Origin of the sequence: Nonomuraea sp. NPDC049784, assembly GCF_040659615.1 — a bacterium.
Lineage (GTDB): Bacteria > Actinomycetota > Actinomycetes > Streptosporangiales > Streptosporangiaceae > Nonomuraea.
The window spans coordinates 1-1211 of sequence record NZ_JBFAMX010001261.1 but is presented as its reverse complement, the minus strand read 5'-3'; the positions used below and the strand labels follow the sequence as shown (position 1 = coordinate 1211).

2 protein-coding genes are annotated in these 1211 nt (G+C 71.4%); both read left to right on the top strand.

Annotated elements, in window-relative coordinates:
• Positions 1-1068 (top strand): hypothetical protein (locus AB0J09_RS65250; RefSeq protein WP_360714587.1); only part of this gene is annotated, 1068 nt, incomplete at its 5' end.
• 39 nt (positions 1069-1107) lie between these two features.
• Positions 1108-1211, top strand: a 104-nt coding sequence (locus AB0J09_RS65245) for an urease subunit gamma (protein WP_360714589.1), incomplete at its 3' end; no start/stop codon positions are given.

The following is a 1211-nucleotide window of genomic DNA, read 5'->3' as shown; positions in this document are numbered from 1 at the left end:
GGCATCCACCTCACCCCGCCCGGCGCCGAGCCCGTGTTCGCCGGATTCGACTACTCCCTCGCCGACTGCGCCTTTCAGCACACCCCGCTCTACACTGGGCACTTCCAGCAGCGGATCGCGCCGCGGCTGAAGGAACTGCTGGGCCGCAAGGTGAGCGCCGGCGTTCCCGTCGAGATCGGCCGCGGCTGCGTGAAATTCGCCGGCGACGACGCCTGCAGTTTCTGCTCCATCCACCCCGGGACACTGTGGCGCAACCAGCTGAGCGCCGAGCAGGCCTGGCACGTCCTGGAAGCCGCCGTCCGGGCCGGCTACGACTACCTGTACCTGACCGCCGACGAACTCCCCCTGACCTTCGCCAAACTCCTCACCGCGATGAACGCCACCCAGCCCGCCTGGTGGACGGCTCTGCCGGACCCCGACCGGCCTGTACTGGTCGGCTACGGTCGCGCCGACGGCATCGCCGACCCGCGGCGCACCGCTCTCCTGACCAGCCTCGGCGTACGCCAGATCATGATCGGCATGGACGCCGGGACTCCCCTGTCGCTGGCGGCGATGAACAAACCCGTCGGCGGACGCCGCCGCGACGTCCTGGCCGAAGCCGAGCGGCTGTATGAGAAGAACGCGACCGCCATCACCGTCGCCCGCGAGCACGGCCTGCTCATCCGAGCCGGCTTCGTCGTCGGCCATATCGGCATGACCCCGGCCCTGCTGCACGAGAACCTGCAACGGATCCTCGCGCTGATCTCCGAGGGCGCCGCCGGCGGCGTCTTCTCCGCGGTCGACGTCGAGGTGCTCTCCCCCCAGCCCGGCGCCCGCGACTACACCTACCTCACCGACCCAGCCGCCGCACAGGCCGCCGCCTCGCGGCTCGGCCAGAGCATCTCCGGTGAGGCGGTCCGTACCGCGATCGCCGAGCGATGGCGTGGGCAGGCCGTCGTCCCCCCGGAAGACGCCATGCGCGACTACGCCAGAGCGCTGATGCCCGAGGTCTCCTTCGACGACCTCGCCGACACCCGCGCGAGGATCCGCGCCCACGCCAAGGCCTGCGGCGTGGTCATCGGGGAATAGCCGCCCCGCCCGCCCCGTGCCGCACCAGGAGGACCTCCGATGCGCCTAACCCCCGCCGAAGGTGATCGCCTTCAGCTGTACCTGGCCGCCCTGCTCGCCCGGGAACGCCGCGTCCGCGGCCTGCGCCTCAACGTGCCCGAAGC